The 17,933-nt window shown below is 49.9% G+C and carries 16 protein-coding genes; all 16 read left to right on the forward strand.

Annotated elements, in window-relative coordinates:
• Positions 1–50: 50 nt before the first annotated feature.
• Complete coding sequence (locus NST99_RS10680) at positions 51–1,790, forward strand: PP2C family protein-serine/threonine phosphatase (RefSeq protein ID WP_341091523.1); 1,740 nt, start codon at positions 51–53, stop codon at positions 1,788–1,790.
• Positions 1,787–3,079, forward strand: coding sequence for a normocyte-binding protein (locus NST99_RS10685; RefSeq protein ID WP_341091524.1), 1,293 nt, complete (start codon positions 1,787–1,789; stop codon positions 3,077–3,079). Before NST99_RS10680 ends, NST99_RS10685 begins: the two co-directional genes overlap by 4 nt.
• The gene (locus NST99_RS10690) at positions 3,076–3,765 is read left to right on the forward strand and encodes an iron-dependent peroxidase (RefSeq protein ID WP_341091525.1); all 690 of its coding nucleotides are present in this window, start codon (positions 3,076–3,078) and stop codon (positions 3,763–3,765) included. The genes NST99_RS10685 and NST99_RS10690 overlap by 4 nt, the downstream gene beginning before the upstream one ends.
• A gap of 62 nt (positions 3,766–3,827) precedes the next feature.
• Positions 3,828–6,479 carry a molecular chaperone gene (locus NST99_RS10695; RefSeq protein WP_341091527.1) on the forward strand — a complete coding sequence of 884 codons (2,652 nt, stop codon included), beginning with the start codon at positions 3,828–3,830 and terminating at the stop codon, positions 6,477–6,479.
• 31 nt (positions 6,480–6,510) lie between these two features.
• Positions 6,511–7,287, forward strand: a complete 777-nt coding sequence (locus tag NST99_RS10700; RefSeq protein WP_341091528.1) for a DNA and RNA helicase — start codon at positions 6,511–6,513, stop codon at positions 7,285–7,287.
• A 42-nt stretch (positions 7,288–7,329) separates the two neighbouring features.
• Positions 7,330–7,965, forward strand: coding sequence for a hypothetical protein (locus NST99_RS10705; RefSeq protein ID WP_341091529.1), 636 nt, complete (start codon positions 7,330–7,332; stop codon positions 7,963–7,965).
• A complete protein-coding gene (locus tag NST99_RS10710; protein ID WP_341091530.1) occupies positions 7,958–9,382 on the forward strand; it encodes a hypothetical protein in 1,425 nt (474 codons plus the stop codon). The genes NST99_RS10705 and NST99_RS10710 overlap by 8 nt, the downstream gene beginning before the upstream one ends.
• Positions 9,383–9,477: 95 nt before the next feature.
• The gene (locus NST99_RS10715) at positions 9,478–10,719 is read left to right on the forward strand and encodes a pentapeptide repeat-containing protein (RefSeq protein ID WP_341091531.1); all 1,242 of its coding nucleotides are present in this window, start codon (positions 9,478–9,480) and stop codon (positions 10,717–10,719) included.
• Positions 10,716–11,276 (forward strand): hypothetical protein, encoded by a 561-nt coding sequence (locus NST99_RS10720; RefSeq protein ID WP_341091532.1) that lies wholly within the window; start codon positions 10,716–10,718, stop codon positions 11,274–11,276. Before NST99_RS10715 ends, NST99_RS10720 begins: the two co-directional genes overlap by 4 nt.
• A gap of 69 nt (positions 11,277–11,345) precedes the next feature.
• Positions 11,346–11,831 (forward strand): DUF4280 domain-containing protein, encoded by a 486-nt coding sequence (locus tag NST99_RS10725; RefSeq protein WP_052091975.1) that lies wholly within the window; start codon positions 11,346–11,348, stop codon positions 11,829–11,831.
• A gap of 22 nt (positions 11,832–11,853) precedes the next feature.
• Entirely contained in the window at positions 11,854–14,520 is a 2,667-nt protein-coding gene (locus NST99_RS10730) for a phage baseplate assembly protein V (RefSeq protein WP_341091534.1), read from the forward strand.
• A complete protein-coding gene (locus tag NST99_RS10735) occupies positions 14,513–15,082 on the forward strand; it encodes a suppressor of fused domain protein (protein WP_341091535.1) in 570 nt (189 codons plus the stop codon). The genes NST99_RS10730 and NST99_RS10735 overlap by 8 nt, the downstream gene beginning before the upstream one ends.
• A 317-nt stretch (positions 15,083–15,399) precedes the next feature.
• On the forward strand, positions 15,400–16,143 hold the full coding sequence (locus tag NST99_RS10740; RefSeq protein ID WP_341091536.1) for a hypothetical protein: 744 nt from the start codon (positions 15,400–15,402) through the stop codon (positions 16,141–16,143).
• A 10-nt stretch (positions 16,144–16,153) separates the two neighbouring features.
• A complete protein-coding gene (locus NST99_RS10745) occupies positions 16,154–16,489 on the forward strand; it encodes a hypothetical protein (RefSeq protein ID WP_341091537.1) in 336 nt (111 codons plus the stop codon).
• Positions 16,490–16,832: 343 nt separating this feature from the next.
• Positions 16,833–17,249 carry a hypothetical protein gene (locus tag NST99_RS10755; RefSeq protein WP_341091538.1) on the forward strand — a complete coding sequence of 139 codons (417 nt, stop codon included), beginning with the start codon at positions 16,833–16,835 and terminating at the stop codon, positions 17,247–17,249.
• Positions 17,250–17,293: 44 nt separating this feature from the next.
• Complete coding sequence (locus NST99_RS10760; RefSeq protein WP_341091539.1) at positions 17,294–17,671, forward strand: hypothetical protein; 378 nt, start codon at positions 17,294–17,296, stop codon at positions 17,669–17,671.
• Positions 17,672–17,933 lie beyond the last annotated feature (262 nt).

Below are 17,933 nucleotides of genomic sequence, written 5' to 3' on the forward strand. Positions count from 1 at the left end.
AGGAGAACAGCGATTTTTTAATGAGTTTCGTCTCCGAATCGGGTTCTTTTATGACTAACCGGGATTTTTTCGGGTGCGTTGAGCTGGAGGATAAGGCCTGTTATATCATTGCCGACGGATTGGATTCAGATGAAGAGGCTCACAGTGCCGAAATGATTGTGCAGACGATTCTGGAGAGCTTTTTGGAGAAACCCACCCTCTCCCGGCGGCGTTTGACCGATTACATCCGGATTGCCCATGAGTGGCTGCATTATGAGAGCCGAAGAGTCCGTCTGAAGGCCAGTATACTAATTGTGGTGACGGATTATACGAAGATGGTATGGGCATCGGCCGGGAATGCGAGACTTTATCATTTTCGCGGGGAGCGCCTGATCTTGAAAAGCCGGGACCACAGCCTTGCCCAGCAGATGGCAGACGAAGGACAAATTGCCGAGGACAAGATCGATACGAATGATGAGCGTGGCAATCTGCTGCAATATGCCGGGATGCCGGGCAAGCTGAAGCCTTATGTCTCCGGGAAGATTCCGCTGGCAGATGGCGATGTGCTGGTGATGTGCACCTCCGGGTTGTGGCAGGCTGTCGAGGATGCGGAGATGATTGATTCTGTCCAGGCGGCTAATGATCCGGTCATGCTGGCGGATACGCTTGAGGAAGTCATGCTCAGCAAACAGCGGATGCGGATAGACAATTATACGGCAGCATGTATCTACGCTAATAAGACCTATCAGGAAGAGCCGAAGAACCGCAAGAAATGGATCAAACGCATTCTTATTATTCTATTGACGGTGCTTCTGGTAGGTGGCGCCGGGATCTTCTATAAGGTCAAAAGTGCGGCTAAGAAGGCCGAATTAGCTGCCGATATGCTCCAGTATGAACAGAGTGCTGACGTGTATGTTACAGAGCAGGAGTATGGCAAGGCAGTATCCGACTATAGTCTGGGCCGCAACAACTCGATCAAGCTCAAGGACCGGATTCATAAAAAGCTGCTGACAGACAAAATGGCGGCTGCGCAAAAGCTGGTTGACGGCGAAGCCCACCTCAAGGAGGGGGATATTGTAAAAGCCAAAGCGAGTTATACCAAAGCGCTGGAACTTTCGGAGCCGTACAGTATCTTCAAGCGGCAGGCGATTGAAGACAGACTGGGACAGATGACTGCCTTCCAGAAGGTACAGGACTGGCTTCGGGAAGCAGATCTCAAATTCCAGAACGGGGACTCCAGCGGCGCCATTACGCTGTACCTGCGGGCGCGGTCCTCCGCCACAGAGAACGCCTATAAAGAAGCGCTTGCCGAAATTACAACCAAGCTGGAAACGGCGGAAGCCAAAAAATCGGATGTGGAACGGCAAGTAAGTCAGCTCCAGGCCGATAAGCTGGAAGCAAAGGGCGACCGTTACAATGAAGCCGCTGATTACAGCGGGGCGCTCGATGCTTACGCAGCTGCACAAGAGGTCTATCAGAGTATTGATATGCTGGAACGGGTACTGGCAATGGAGCGGAAGATCTCCAAGCTGGAAGAGAAATTGAACCCGCCTGTACCTGCTGTAGATCCGAATGCTGCCGGAGCTGCAGACCTTACGGGAAGTATGGGTTTGCCTCTGGTGACTCCAGATGAAAGTACAGATAACAACGGAAATATCACAGGAAATTCAAGTAATAATGAAGCTGGTAAGGGTTTAGAGGAAAGTGCCGCAAAAGGTGCAGCGGGCACAGAACCGGGCAGCGGCGTAGATGGCGTGCTGCCGAAAGAGGAAACGGTCCAGAAATCCGCTGAAGAGGAGGTGCAGCCATGAAAGATATCATTCGTGACCGTCTGAACAAGATGGAGGATCTGGAGCAGCGCCGGATGCTGAAGGATGTAATGACCGGTTTATTTCTGAATCTGGTGGAATATCAAGAGACGCTGAACCGGCAGATTGAGGAGCGCGTCTTCAATGAACTGGAGCCGGAGGAGGTGCGGCATGATGTGTATGCGTCACTCTGTCCCCGCGAAGAGCTTGATCCACTGCATGAATTCCTGTACCCCATGGTCCCAGGCGATTCAGAGCCGCAGTTTATCAATCTGGCGGAAGTTGCGGCTGCCTTATCGAAGCAGGAGGAAATGAAGTTATGTACGCTGTTCCTCCAGTGCGATACCTCACAGATTCGCTCGCTTACCCGGAGCAAGCGCCAGTTCAAGGGTGAGATGATCACCAGCGGAGGCCGGTATGAGATAACAGTCCGGCTGAAGCAGAGCTCAATGTACACCGAACGCATTGAAGAACTGTACCGGATATTCCGTAAAAACAGCCTGCCGTGGAAAACAGTCCACATCCCTTATGCCTACAAATTTATGGACTGCATCCTGATATCCTGCGGTTCGGAGTGGGACAACCAGGAGACGGTGAAGCAGATTTCCATACAGTTGGAGGAATTGGAACCGTATAAACATATGAATCTGGTGCCGATCTGGAATATTCAGAGAATGGAGATGAAGATCGGCGGCTTTCCCGTTCCGGCGGCTGACCGGGTGAATTACGAGCATGTGCTGCCGCTAAGAAGAACAGGCACAGAACACGGATATCTTGTAGATGGCGAGGAAGCAAATATCCGTTATATTAAACGCTCGGAGGAAGAGATTACAGTTGTATCTCCGCTGGATAAATCGGATTCCTGGACCATGCTGAAGGTGACGAGGCCCATGAATTCCGGAATTGGCCGGATGCATTATCCACTTTTGTCGAACCGCAGACAAGAGGGGTATATCGGCAGATATGTCCGGCAGTCCGGCAGTCCGGTTCGATCCAAAGGGGGCATTGCCCGTTTGACCGGGGCATTTGAGGTTTCACGGGAGGTAGAACTGGAGGATGTCAAGATTCTGCCGCCGGGACAGGAGATTCCGCTGACTTATGAACTGAACAGCTTCGTCAGCGACCAGGTCCGCGTACAGACGGATAAGTACCGGATGCGCCTTCTGTTCAGAGCTGTGGCCAGGGATCGGTCACTTGCCGGATCCTATCTAAGTGACGATGTGCTCAGCTTCCTCGTCTCTGAAGTTCAGCTGGTCTTTCCGGAGTATCGCTGTGAAGGAGCCTGGGTATGAACTATATTTGGGATCTCCTGGTTCGGTCGGGGCGGTCGGGAATGAAGCGGAGTGACATTCACTTTGTTCCGGCGAAGGTGTATTCACCTTATATGGAGCTGAGCCATGCCGATCTCAATGCGGCAGCTGTGGAGCAGGAGGTTGAGGTGAACCCGTACTATCGTTTTTACGATATTTTCAGAGACTTGTTCGACCCTAATAACACTGAGGATTCCGAACTGCGTGAGACTTTATTCGATCTGATCATTCATTTCCTGGCTGAACTGGACCTGATGCAGGGGATGAACAAACGGGAATATCAAATCCGCTTCACACTGCGGGAGATGCAGGAGGGAGTTTTCGGAGAACGTATCCGGCAGCGGCTGAAGCTGTTTGGACGGGAAGAGCAGGAGGTCATCGCCGGGCATGTTCTGCGGCTGTTCGATACCGGCGAAGCGGTGCATCTCCTGCGGGAGCTGCTGGTCCGGATGTTCCCGCGTTCCACCTTGTATGCGAATTGTGAGGATAAAGACGAATTGCTGCTCTATATCGGTGAGGAAGAGCGCCCGGAGACAAGGGAGAAGCTGGAACTGATTTTGGAGCTTTTTTTACCGGTACGCTTCGAAACGGAGATTTACTGGAAACGCCATTTCGGCATTATCGACGTGGATCACACGATGGTTCAGGATTGCATTGCCTTGTATTAAAGGAGCAAGAAGAGAGGGCAGATTCAGATGCTGCGGGAGCAGCCGCCTAGGAGGTTACGAACATGAACGGTTATACATACAGGTTGCATCCTGACGCTGCGGGCCGTGAACGCATTCGGGGAACCACCCGGTATACGCGGGCAGAGCTTATGGACATGACGACCTTTCAGCTTCGCAACATTTGTTACAAAGAACGGATGGTAGAAGGGCTGGGTCCGCAGACGGACCGTGAAGAGTTGATCCGGATTATCCTGAAATTTCTGGGAGCGGATGATGTACTGTGTATCGGCCGTGTGCATAAGGGCGGGTTCGAACGGATTCAGCAGGCGATCCACCGCCATATGACCTCGCCGCTAAGCAGTGATGGCGGGATTAGTGTTCCCGCCCGTCTGATTCTGTACGAAGGCCTTAAGGTGGACAGGCTGGACCGCTATATCGTTACTGCAGCAGGAGGACTTACGGACTCTAATGTGCTGCTGGTGAACGAAAGTATGGAGCTGTGCGGGATTCTTAATCTGGAGCAGGATGAAGCCGTGCCGGGCACCTTCTACTTAACCGCCGACAGTGGAGCGAGATGGGAGAGAAGCAGGAACCGCCAGTACAGTCTATTGTTTTTCCGCAAGCGTGACTCGGAGTATTTGTACAAGATTTATTATTCAGACAAGCCGCTGCCGCCTGTTAACATTCAATATACCAAAATTCCGCTAGCCCATCTCGACATCCGTGAGCTGGAACAGACGCAAGCCGTGCTTGCCATCGATTTTGGCACCTCCAATACGACGGCGGGTGCTTATTTGCATAGAGGCTATATTCAGGAACCCAGCAGCCAGGACCTGCTGAACGGACGTGTCCGCCTGGAGGAGATTAATTATGTGACTTTTCCGGATACAACCTTTAAGAATACGGACTGGATTGAAGTGCTCCCGACAGCAGTCAGCATCGCTGATTGCTCGGAACCCGGCAATATCCTGTACGAATTCGGATATGAAGCGCTGAAGAGCATGCGCAGGGGGGGCTATAGCAGCCGGGCCAGTGTCTTCCGCGGCATCAAGCGTTGGATTAGCGATTACAGTAAACAGGAGGAAGTAGTAGATGCCCAGGGCAATGCAGCTGTAGTGACGCGTCTGGATATTGTGCGCGCCTACCTTGAACATGTAATTCTGACGGCGGAGCACCAGTTCAAATGCAGGTTCAAACGGCTGCATCTGTCCGCTCCTGTGAAGATGAAGGCCCAGTTCCTTGAGATGTTCAGCGAGATTCTGCCCGAATATGAAATTGAGAGCGAGCATTCCCTCGATGAAGGAATGTCAGTGCTCTACAACACGATTGCCGACGGTATCGAACGCAATGCCTTTATGGAGGGCGTGCCGTATCAAGCTCTGGTAATTGATTGCGGCGGGGGCACAACCGACCTTTCCTCCTGCCGCTTTACTGTGGAAGACGGACAGATTGCTTACAAGCTGGACATCCACACCACCTACGAGAATGGGGATACCAATTTCGGCGGCAATAATATCACTTACAGAATTATGCAGTTCATGAAGATTGTCTTCGCGGATTATTACTCCGGACGGCGGGCCGCAACCGATATTGACAGCCTGATTGCAGCACCGGGGGCAGATGTGTTCCGCCAGGTCGATGAAGCGGGAGTCCAGAGTGTATATGCGGAGCTCGACCGCCGGTATTTGGAGGCGGAGCAGATTATTCCTACGGCCTACGCCCACCGGGAGCATCGTTCACGGGACGAATATTTGCGGGTCCGCGGAAATTTCCATTTCCTCTGGGAGATTGCTGAAGAGATGAAGCAGCAATTCTTCCGCAAGACCGGCATGCTACGCAACCGATTCCACTCCGCCATTGAGGACGGACAGGACAGCGATTTGCAGATTACCACGATGGAGCGCTGGTTCCTGTCCGTGGTGCGGAACGGCGAACTCCGTGATGAATTTGAATTTCCGGATGTGGTCTTTAACATCAAGGAGATCACCCAGCTCATCAAGGCGGATATTTATGATGTGGTCCGCAAGTTCCTGGAGGAGTTCTACCGGGAGGGAAGGCTTGGCCAGTATTCGATGATTAAGCTGACGGGCCAGTCCTGCCGGATTGATGTCTTCCGGGAAGCGCTGAAGGAGTTCGTACCTGGGCGCAGTATAGAATTCCGCCAGAAACCGGCGGAAGGCCGTGTTCCTGATCTGAAGCTGGCATGCCTGCGGGGAGCGATCCGCTATCTCAGTGCCAGAAAGACGGGGGCAATTCAGGCGGAAATCACCCATGAGGCGGCGGTCATTCCTTATACGGTCAGCGCGTATACCCACAACCTCCGGCAGAAGGTATTGATTAACAGTCTCGAGCGGAGTGACGGTCTGCCCGGCAGCATTTCCCGGCCGTTCGAGACGGCCGAGGTCGAGCTGTATGTAAGCGGCAGCGACGGGACCCTGCGGCAAAAATGCGTATACGTCAATCGTAAGGAGAATTACGAGCAGGTGGTCTATGAGGACATCCAGTCCCGCTTTGGTACGAAGATTCCGCAGGACGATACGGATTCCATTATGAACGGGGAGACAAAGTTCTTCGTGTTCGCGGATCATTCGCATTGGGGTTTCCATGTCCTGCCTGTGGCCCGCCGTGATGAGCAATTGCTGCTGGGTCACAAAAGACTGTTCGCCTATGAGAATGAATCCTCGGAACTAGACTTTTTTGATGGACTGAAGTAAAAAAGGCAAGTCTGGGAAAGGAGCGCCGCAAATGTTCACCTATACTTACCCTGAGTTTCATAAAGGGCGGATTCTAAAGACCCGTATGCTTGAGGATCTGCGTGATTTCCCCCGGCAGTTTTGGGAGATGTACTACAGGGATTATGCTGATGGAATTGTGTCTGGGGCAGAGGTGGAGGTACACGCCGAACGGTTATCGGTAAGCCCCGGCATACTGCTGCATGAGAGGCGGCTCTATATGATGACGGAGCCGGCGGAAATTGCTTATAAGGCCACAGGTCAAGAAACTGTTCTGAAGCTCCGGTTCACCGAGCTGGAGACAGGTCATGACCTGTCTCTGGGGCAGACCTCGCTTGCACTGGAAGATGCGGCGTCCGGGAGCGGTTCCCATGAGATGGAGCTCGCCCGCTTCAAGCTGAAGGAAGGGGCCAGATTGCGCAAGGATTACCAGAGCTTCGCGGATCTGGCCACAGAATACAATACGCTCCAGGTGCTGCAGGTTCCCTATGCGGCTCCCGGTGCCAGCACCCTTCCTCCGGCTGTGCTTCAGGACTATGCTCAGCGCCTTATGCGTACCGGTACGCCGGATCCGCATGATGTGATGTTCGCCATGCTGTGTATGAATGAAGGTGTCATCACCCGGAGTGTTATCCTGCATTATATTGCGAACCGGCTGGGACAGGAATACCGGGATTATCCGAGCCTGCAGATTCACCGCTATCTGGACCGGATTCTCTCAAATGCACGCGGGGGACAGGGTCATAAGGGGCAAGCTCACGGGGGTATGCAGCGGATGCTGGTGGAGTAGAACGACTGCGCATCAATCGACTATTGGAAGGATGGGGTGAAGATGGAGCATTGGGATGAGAAGATTGTGTCCATGCTTAACGGCAATACAGGCGGACAGCCTGCGGATAATTACGGAGTGATTCCGGAAGAGGCTGGACCGGATTTAACCGCACCCGTGGTGCAGATTGGAGACGAGCCGCACACCTTTGTGGAAACGGAGCTGCTGGACGGTGCGATGCGTATGCTGCTCCCGCAGACCTTTAAGCTCATGAGTAAAGAGATGGCAAAGCGGAAATATCCTTCTGAGCATCGACCCGGCGTTATATATACGACTTCCAATGCCAGAATTAACATTGCCGTCAATCACACCAAGAACCCGCTGCCGGAGGACGAGCTATCCGATTTCAAGAAGACCATGATCCAGATGCTGCGCCGGACGCAGAAGCTGACGAAATGGTATGGAGACCATGAGTTCAGCATTAACGGCAAGCCGGTCGCTACTTGTGAATTTTTAACCCCGGCGGTTAATGCCAATCTGTATAATCTGATTCTGTTCGCTTCACTTGAGGATCGGGCGCTGATGTGTACTTTTAACTGTACGGACGAGGAGCTTGAGGACTGGAAGCCGATTGCACTGGCCATGATGAAATCCATTCAGTTCATTCCACAGGAAGAAGGAGACGAGTCTCATGAGTGAACCAGCTTTGTCTTACGATAATCTGCGGGTTAGCCCTTTTGAACTGGTCAGTCTGCAGGAGTTAACCATTACGAAGCAAATGAATGAGCACACCTATGTGAAATTCACCGGCATTGTGGATGAAGAGAAGAAGGACAGCTATGTCCGGTTAAGCTCATCAAATACAGTGGTGGAGATCACGCAGGTGAATGAAGAAGGCGGCAGCTGGGTGCTGTTCAGCGGACTTATTCTGAATTTGAGTGTGTCGGTGAACCGCGGGGTCCACATCCTTGAAGTGGAGGGGGTCTCCCATACCCATGAGCTGGACATTCGCAAGAAAAGCCGTTCCTTCCAGAACCACAGCATGACTTACCCGCAGCTTCTGGATCAGATCGCGGAGGGTTATTCAAATATTGATATCATGGACGCGGCAACGGATGGAGCGGCTATCGGCAAGTTCACGCTCCAGTATGAAGAGACAGACTGGCAGTTTTTGAAGCGGATCGCTTCACGTCTGCGTACCGGTCTGATGCCTGCATCGGTCTTTGATAGTCCTAAGTTTTATTTTGGCGTGTTCGATACCTCCTCGAAAGGCAAGCTGCAGGATTTTAACTACCGGGTTCGTAAAAGAATGGACAAATTCCGTTACACTACTCAGAATACGTCAGCCAAGGTAGGCGAGGATGATTTCATATATTATGAGGTCGAGACGGGCCGGGTACTGGATCTGGGCAATGCGATCGAATTCAAAGGCAAGCTGCTGTATGTATACGAAGCTTACACTGAAATGAAGAAGGGCCTGCTTCGTCACCGCTATATTTTAAGCTCGCGTCATGGACTTCGCCAGAACACCTTTTATAATGACAAAATCATCGGAGTTTCGCTGCAAGGTCAAGTGATCGGGATCAACAAGGATAAGCTCAAAATCCACCTCTATATCGATTCGGAGCAGCAGGCGGGAGAAGCGCATGACTTTCCATATTCATCTGTGTACACGGCAGAAGGCAACAGCGGCTGGTACGTCATGCCGGAGAAGGGCGATCATGTCCGGGTGTATTTTCCGGGGAACAAGGAGGAAGAAGGTGTAGCAACCAGCTCGGTGCGGCAGAATGCCGAAGAAGGTGAGAGCAACAAGTTAAGCAACCCTGACCACAAGTTCTTCCGCACACCGGCCGGCAAAGAGCTGAAGATGACCCCGGATGAGGTAATTGTGACCGGAAAGGACGGAAAGATCTTCATCCGGCTTAGTGAGGGCGGCGGGATCGAGATTATCAGCAGCCAGCTGATTAAGCTCAATGCTAAGGAAGATATTATGATTAACGCGGATAAAAGCATCGTCATTTCCGCCAAAGATCAGCTCAGCCTGACCTGCAAGGGCAGCAGCCTGAAGATGGACGGCACGACCGCTTTAAGCGGAACTGAAGTACGTACGAACTAAGTAAAGATATGCAGATAACATCCTATGAACAACGGTTTAGTTCCTTTGGGAAGAAAAACAAAAACTGGAGCAAGCGATAACAGGAGGGGAAACTGTTGGCTCAGACTGCTGTGCTGGAGATGTTTATGGAAGAAATTGTGGGGCCGGTCCGTAACCGGGTACTGCTGCATTGGGAGCAGCTGTATCAGGCCAACCGCAAGCCGTTAAAGGAGGCGTTCATCCGCCACTTTGACAAGCTGTGCCGGGAGGTGGCGGAGCTGCAGAGCATAGGAGAGAAGGGTGCCATCGGACATTTCACCTATTCGATGCTCCGGACCCGGCTGCAGGAAGGACGCGGAGTTTATCTGGTAGAGGCTTCGGATGAGACGTGGCTGTTTGACCCCGCTTCTGTGGCGGGTGAATATGATGCTTCTTGGGCATTCGGCTACCTGGATGAGCTCCAGCTGCTGCTGGAGGAGGAAAGACAACGCCCGGGTTCCCCGTATGCCGGAGGTATCAGCCGTCCCGAACTGGAGAAGCTGCTGCTGCGTGAATCGCAGCATGGGCATCAATATGTTATTGCACTGCTCCGCTGGGCGATGCCGGAGGCGATGCTTACCGAGGGGTTTCGTAAGCTGGAGCAATGCGGAATAGTTGAAGTGCGTGTAGGCGAGTATCTCGATATCAGCGAGTCTGTCTACCGCAAGGACAGCGACCCTGCGGATGAGACCGAGATTCGGAAATGGCTGGCTGAGCGGATCGAAGGTGCTTACGGATACGGCGCACTGGAGCGGCTGGATCTGACAGGCGGAGATTACAGTGAAATGGATTTTCGTTATTCTGCCTTTCGCGAGAGCACTTTTGGCGGTAGCAGCTTCGCAGAGAGCAATCTGGTGGGTACGGTCTGGGAAGGCTGCGATTTGACGGATACGGAATGGAATCAGGGATGGCTGCACGGTGCAAGCTTCAAGAATTGTCGTCTGGTGGGGGCGTTATTTCATCGGGCGGAGGCGGCCTGCGGGCTTCCTGATCCGGGGAAGTGGGAGATTCCGGGCTTCCATGAAATATCCTTTGCCGGAGCTGACTTAAGCGAGGCTGAATTTGTTCTGGCCAAGCTGCGGGGGGCTAGATTCACGGGGGCGAAGCTTACCGGAGCCATCCTTGGATGGTGCGATCTGACCGGTGCAGATTTCCGGGGAGCTGATCTGCGTGGAACGAATTTCTCAGGCTCCTGTTTAATAGGAGCGCAGATGGATACGGGCGCGTGCAGCTTGCTCAGCGAACGTCCGGAAATGCCGGAACTTCCGTTCACGGAAGAAGCCATTATGGATTGGCTGAAGGAGGAACATCAACAATGAGAAGCGACTGGTTCCAGCTCTCACAGGATATGCGTGTGCGGGGGGCACTTGAACCGCGTGGTGTAAAAGAAGCCATCCGTCCGGAATGGCTGAAGGGGGAGGATTTACTGGAACTGGAGCGGTCCAATCTGCATTTTGAGCTGAAGCCTTGTCACCAGCTGTTGGCGGTGGACCTCATTGAGCGGCCTTATCCGCTGTGGTCTGATCCTCTGAAGCAGCTGCTTCAGACCTTTGCCCCGCGTCTGATCTTCCGGCTGGCCGGACTAATGGACGCCGAACGAGAGCAGCTGTACCCCTATTGGTTCCTGGTTCCACCGCAGCTTGCCTGTCTGCACGAAGACAGCCAGTTCGACAGCAGCGGCCGCCTCACCCGGCTGAAGGTGGATGCGGACTGCTTACAGACCTGCGGCTGGCCGATTGTCCAGGCCGTGGATAATCGGCTGCACGAGAATGTGTTCCTGATCAACCTCGCACTTGCGGAAGCCATTTTGCGCAGAGACTTTACCGGGTTATGTATGCAGCGGGTAGAGATGACAACAGCGGAGCCGATGTTATGAGATAAATGGAAGCCGTTAATTATAGCATTTCAACTGACATAGGCAGTTGAATTTAGGAGGGGAATCTCTATGGCAGAAATCAAAGGAATCACGAGACCGGATGTTGTGGAACAGGATGGAGGAGGGGCAGAGCCGAGCTACGTGGTTGCCGGGGCAATCTTAAGCTGTACATGCGGAACTCAGCTGAATCGCTTGAAAATCCCTTATAGCCACGGCGTCCACCTGAAAGAAAAAGCACAGCTGAATGTGGAGGACAAGAACCCGATGATCCACATTATGCCATTTGGGAATTGTACCAGCCTATTGAACCCGGCTGTCCAGATCGGGAAACTCGATATTGAAGGGCGGAAGAAGGCGCCGTGTGTTCCGGGGATTTCGACTTCGTGGATGGACGGAAAAACAGATGTGCTTGTGGAGGGACATCCCGCGCTGCTCAGCACATGTGTGAACCAGTGTGTTTATGGGGGACGGATTGTGATCGAGGATGACGGTCAGGAGCTTGGGGGATCGAGCCTGGAGGGGACGACGAGCGGGTTCGGCGGGGCCATCCGGTAATGTAAAGGAGAGGAGTGAGACAATGGGCATTGTGGAAGCCGCAACAGGCACATGGAACCTCAAGTGCCATTCGCCCTATCCCGTGCACAGCATCCAGAGCATACATATGGAGCGGAAGGCAGGCGGACATGCACGCTTGTTCCTGACCGCTGTTCTTCCCGAAGAACAACAGGACCGGGAAATCGATATGACCGCAAACGGGGAGAATATCTCCCTGATCGAGACCGGTGAACGGGGCCAAGAAATACGCAAGCTGTTTCAGGGGATCATCCAGGAGGTTGGCGTCCGGGATGTTCAGGGGGTATACATCCTGGAACTGGAGGCCGTCTCCTATTCGTATCTGCTGGACATCGAGCCGCGAATTCGTTCGTTTCAGCATAGCGAGATGGAATGTGAGGACGTGATCCGTCAGGTATTATCAGCCTACCCAAAGTCTGACCTCATCGACTACGTGAGCAGCGGCACGAAGCTGGGAGGGCTGACGGTACAGTACCGCGAGACGGATTGGCAGTTCCTGCGGCGAATCGCATCCCGGTTCGGAGCGGTGGTGATCCCGGAGGTGACGGCGGATGCGCCGAAGCTGTATTTTGGTGTCCCGGATGGCGGATATCATGAACTCAAGGATCAGAATTATACAGTAACAAGAGATTTGCACGCGCTGAAGATGTCCTGGTCGGTGGGAGCCGCAGACGTAAAAGAAGCAGACTTCACCTCTTACCGGGTAGAGACGCGGCGCTGGTTCGGACTCGGAGATACCGTACAATTTCAAGGACAGGAGCTGCGGGTAGCAGCAGCAGAGAGCAGGCTAATGCAGGGCATGCTCATACATACGTATACCCTCAGTCCCCACAGCGGGATCCGGGAGAATGAAATCCGCAACGATGAACTGGCAGGAGCTTCGCTGGAAGGCAAGATCTTGGCGGTCACGAAGGATACCGTAAAAGTACATCTGAACGTGGATGCGACCCAAGCGGAGAATGAAGCGAGCTGGATGCCGTACTCCGCGGTCTATGCGAGTGACGGTGGAGGTTTCTACTGCATGCCGCAAGCGGGAGATTCGGTACAGGTGTATTTCGGAAGCGGGCGTGAACAAGACGCGTTCGCGATGGGATCGGTGAGGCGGGGCAGCAGTCCGTCACCGAAGACCGCGGATCCGGCGACCAAGAGCTGGGGAACGAACTTCGGGAAAGAGATGCGGATGACGGATGCGGAGATGTCGCTGATCGCGACCGAAGGTAGCCTGTTCATCACGCTGGACGACGGAGGCATCTCGATCACGAGTAACAGCGGTATCCAGATGAACACCGTGCAGGATTTGGTACTGGACAGCGAGAAGAGTATAGAGATCGAAGCGAAGGAAATTCTGTTCCTGCAATGCGGAGACAGCAGTCTGGTGCTGGACGGGATGTCGGACCTGCGGGGAAGCAGCCTAACGATGAATGGCATCATAAAGATGCCCGTGCAGGTCGAAGACCTGGAGCCGCAATACGAAGCTCCGTTTGTGAGTGAAGTGGCCGTGCCGGAAGAGGCCGCCCCCGAAGAGCAACCAAAGAAGAAGAAGAAAAAAGGGTTTTGGAGTAAGGTGCTGGATGTAAGCCAGACAGTGCTGGATGTGGCGGGCCTGATCCCGGGTGTAGGAGAAATCGCAGATTTGGCGAATGCGGGGATCTACGCGCTGCGTGGGGATTATTTGAATGCAAGCCTTTCGGTAGGTGCTTCAGTGCCCTTTGCGGGCTGGGGGCCGACGGGAGTGAAGCTACTCATGAAGAGCGAGAAATTCATGAAGGTTGCGAACGTGGTGGGGAAGGCGACCAAAGCCGTAAACAAAGTGGCGGACAAAGGAGCCGATGTCGCAAGGGCGATCGGAAAAATAGCGGATAATGCGGGGGATGCGCTGAATGCCGGTCTAGGGAAAGTGCTGACTAAAGCGAAGAAGCTGGCAAGCAACGTAAGTACGTTCGATCTAGCCGGGAAGCTGAAGAGCGGCATGAATACCATCCTGACGAATTCGTCCAAGCTGAAAAAAGCGTTGCACAAGAACGTGTCCGCGCTGGATGAAATGTGGACGGGATGGAAGCAGCAGGTCAAACATGAAGTTAAGAAAACCGCAGATCAAGTAATGGATCAGGTATCCGATACGATGACCCGGCTGAAAAACCGTCTGTCCGGTCCACAAAAAGCAATGGATGGTCCCTCTAATGTTTCATTCAGCAAACCGGATAATCCTCTACCACAAAATAGCCAGCAGAAGAAGTTCTGGAGTGAGATGGAGGCAGGCAAAGAGGATTTAGCGAAGAAAATGCCTGGTGGGACGAGTGATGTTACCACAGATAGTTTATATAAGAGAGGTGGTTTTAGAAAAGGCGCTCGTGCTAAAGCGGAAAGTGAGGCGCCAAAAAACACATCAGGAAAAATGATCTGTCCTACTTGTGGAAAAGACATCCCAGATAGTATTATTATTAATACTAAAAATGGCCCCGTAAAAAGAATTGGATATGACTTAGACCATTACCCAGATACCTGGGCGGAAAGAGTTGCAAGTATGAAAGCTGGTGAAGTGCCACCAACACGAGTGGAAGTGTTGGATGAGTACAATGCGCGTTTAAGGGTTCAATGTAATGAATGTAATATCGGTCATAAATATGAAGGAGTAGAAGGAACACATAAAGGAGTAAATAAGGATGATTAACTATGGAGAACTTTACTACGACCATTACAGCCATTTTTTAGGTGAACCAATTGACCGAGAGGTGTTCAAAAATAATGAAGAAATGCCAAGTATACAAATTTTGAAATACGAAAATGTATTTGAAGAATGCTTAGTTTATAACACTCTTGGATTTAGCAAGTATGAGGAAGTAGTAGGCGATAATGTTGAGATTTCATTGGTAGTTGATGGGGCATTTAGCAGTGCTGGGTATGTTCTTGCGAATGCATTATTTTATTGTATAGGTAACCAAGTACAAATAGGGCGAGGAATAGCAATTAGCGGCATTGAAAGTATTGAGAAATCATTTGTTCAAAAGTATAAAAAAAACGTAGTTTACTTTACTGAACCATTTGCGTTCACAGAAGAATATAGTCATGTTCCGACTAAAAGTGAAGATAAAGACGGAAAAATTCTATTAGCTTTTTTTATCTCACAGTCAGAATATGAGTATTTTGTAAAGTATGGAACGGAGAAATTTGAAGATCTACTAGAAGAAAAGAATGTTGATCCATTTAATGTTAGTAGAGAATCTATTGTTTGAAGGCTACTTAGTTCCGAATGAAGGTATTATTTAATTATAGTGGCTGTCCTATCGACCAATGTTTTTGCACATATGTTAGGTCGAGACTGTCAAGAAAATGTAATTTTTGAAAACGTACAATATCTCCAACAACGCCACAATACGAGTTAGCCGCCGTATTGTGGTTTTTTTCATAAGTTGATGGGTAGAAAAGAATAAAATAACCGGATCCTGCGGGGGATGCGCTGAATGCCGGTCTAGGGAAAGTGCTGACTAAAGCGAAGAAGCTGGCAAGCAATGTAAGTACGTTCGATCTAGCCGGGAAGCTGAAGAGCGGCATGAATACCATCCTGACGAATTCGTCCAAGCTGAAAAAAGCGTTGCACAAGAATGTGTCCGCGCTGGATGAAATGTGGACGGGATGGAAGCAGCAGGTCAAAAAAGAAGTGAAGAAAACCGCAGATCAAGTAATGGATCAGGTATCCGATACGATGACTCGGCTAAAAAACCGTTTGTCCGGTCCACAAAAAGCACTGGATGGTCCCTCTAATGTTTCATTCAGCAAACCGGATAATCCTCTACCACAAAATAGCCAGCAGAAGAAGTTCTGGAGTGAGATGGAGGCAGGCAAAGATGATTTAGCGAAGAAAATGCCTGGGGGGACGCCAAAAGTTCAAACAAGAGCAGACATTAAGGATACTGTTCAGGATACATTAAGCCCGGCAGTGAAGAAAATTAAAGAAATTGACCCGGAAGCTAAAGTGGGATATAGAGGTTCCTTGGCAACAGGTCAGAAAGGTCCACATAAGGGGAATGCTCCGTTTGACCCGACAGATTTTGATATTGATGCATTTATTGTTAGTGATAAGTTAGCGCAGGCTTTTCCTAAAAGGGAGCATTGGAGATCAGCAAGAGAAATGAGCGATGATTTAAGTAAACTACAAGATAATCTTGAACAAATGTTTCGTGATTCTCTACCGGGATATCGTTACGAACCTAAAAAACCTTTTACTTTCAGAATATTTACTGAAAAAGAATTTAATAATAAAATTCTCGATAAAGGTATTAATTTAATTGAATAGGAGTGTACTTATGATACCTTACTTAGCAGGAACAGTAGCTTTTCAATCAAGCCAGACTCTTGAAGAGGTAGGCAAGTTAATTTCAGAAAGATTAATTGGGGGCTTAAAGTTTGAAGGCAAGGAAGAATATATATACGAAGAAATCCCGGCTATATATATTTCTGAACTTATTCTAGGTTTAAGAGTTATATTGAGTGGGTATAGTGGATTTGATGAAGAAGAATGGTTTGAGCTAAAACTAGGGCCTTTGAGAGGAGTTCCTCAAAATGGTGAAAAATATGATCTCAGTGCGTATTTAGAAACACTTTTTTCAGATTTCCATGATTTCAAAATACTAGATAATTAAAGATTATTTACACGCCTAAATATCGATCTTCAATGCAACGAACGAAGCCACAATGCGAGTAAGTCTCCGTATTGTGGTCTTTTTTGCATTTGGGTTGATAAGCCACCCAGTGTCGAATGAGTCGAGCGGCCGAGTCCAAGGAGACATAACTCAAGTCATATCTGTATAAAGATTTTGTCATTTCATTTGTACGCATGCTAGCGGAGGGCAAAACCAAGAAGCAGGCCCAGATATGCATCATGAGAAGGTTTGTGAAAATCATCTACAGCATGATGAAGCATAAGACAGAGTATCGAGTGGTAAATCGAACAGAGTGTCAAGCAAACTGATAAAGTGGTGATAATTGGCAGAATCGGTTGCCACCCTCTTTATTCCCAAGTTTAAGATTACAACTGAGGGGACGGGTAAAACTTCATCAAACTTTGCTGACCGAACACTTCTTGAAGGACATTATGAGAAGCATGGTGGAGAGTTTAAAGGTTCATATAAAAATGCTGATGAGTACCTTCAAGGGGCAAATGATGTAATGAACGGTGGTACTAAAGTTCAATACGAATATAAGTTAAAGAATGGAACGGTTGAAACAAGGACTGGTTATGTTAAATTTATGGGTAACAACCAAAAAGATGAAGCAAAATTTGAGTTTGTTGGTACAAATAATAACGGGAATATAACAACCTATCATGTAAAACGTGGAGAAGATTTATGGAAATTATTGAATGGAAACAAGCATGATAAAATTATTAACCCGTTAGAGTAAAAGAGGAGGTTTTCCCCATTCAATATTTGGCGAAGGTTATTACGATGAGTCCCATAATTGAAGAAGAGGTTACGCTTGAAATTGACGGAATTCAAATTGTTGTGTTTGCAAATGTATGTCCGGTTGAACTCATTGTTGGAGAAGTATATCAGATTGAACTCGATGTGACCATACTTGATGAATTTATTATCAAGCAACTGGACTTGGAAGAGTATGAGATATACCAGGAGAACAATAGTTTCGCTTACACCTTACAAGGAAAGCTAGATATTGATGGGGGAACTTTAGATGCAGGCGGTATTACTTTTGAAATTGATAGTGAGTTTCTAATGGATTACGGTTATCTGGATGAACAATATGTTCAAATCAGGGTAGATCGAATAAGCGTCGATTTTTTAAATGACGGAATGTTTGAACCTTGATTGGTCTCATGCCTTTCAGGTTTTTTTTTGGTGGGGGCTACCCATTGCCGGATGAACCCAACATTTAACCAATAACACTTATAACCCATGTAATACCCGTATAAAGATTTCGTCATTTTGTTTGTACGCATATCAAATGCTTTAATTTGATAACCTAAATATCGCTATTTCGCTACATAATAGTTTGTGTAATATCATTACAACTCCAACAACAGAGTCTGGTTGGGGCAACTATAAGCCGGGGGTTACTATCGCTGCAGTT

This window comes from Paenibacillus sp. FSL L8-0470 (assembly GCF_038008625.1).
GTDB lineage: Bacteria > Bacillota > Bacilli > Paenibacillales > Paenibacillaceae > Paenibacillus_AQ.